Origin of the sequence: Bradyrhizobium sp. 31Argb, from assembly GCF_043638955.1 — a bacterium.
Classification (GTDB): domain Bacteria; phylum Pseudomonadota; class Alphaproteobacteria; order Rhizobiales; family Xanthobacteraceae; genus Bradyrhizobium.
Genome location: NZ_JBEGDB010000714.1, coordinates 1 through 506, shown reverse-complemented (window position 1 = coordinate 506; position 506 = coordinate 1). Strand labels below are relative to the sequence as shown.

Annotated in this window: 1 pseudogene; it reads right to left on the bottom strand. The window is 63.6% G+C overall.

The window, feature by feature from the left end:
• A pseudogene (locus tag AAFX91_RS42400) lies at window positions 1-346 on the bottom strand (IS21 family transposase); the annotation flags it as partial.
• Between the last annotated feature and the right edge of the window lie 160 nt (window positions 347-506).

Below are 506 nucleotides of genomic sequence, written 5' to 3'. Positions count from 1 at the left end.
CTAGGGTGCGACGGACGCCGGCGCCGAGATCAGGATAACGGCGGAGCATCTCTTCGAAGATCGCCACCGGGCGCACGCCGGGTGCCGCCTTCAGGATCGGTACGATCTCGGCTTCAAAAACATCGGCCAAAGGGTCCGGTCGGCGCCGGCCGCGACTGATCCTCTGCGAAGGAAGACGCGGATTCTTCTCGATCCGGTAAGCGGTCGATGTGCTGAATGACGCCTTGGCGGCGGCCACTGGCTGGCTATCGGTCTGACGGTACTTCATGTAGAGCCTCATCTGGTGATCTGTGATGTGTCGGCCGGGCAAGCGAGTGATTCCTCTTGGCGGAAGAACCACTTGCATAACCTGCCGGCCGCGATCACCAGTCGGCGCGGTCCACTCTCGGATCGCGCCGACGCCGGGCTCGTAACTCCGGTCGGGCTACGCCCTCCCTGCGTCACGAGCCCGGCGAAACTCTCTCACCTTGATTGACGCGCTCTTCCATCCTGATCGCCGCGCGACA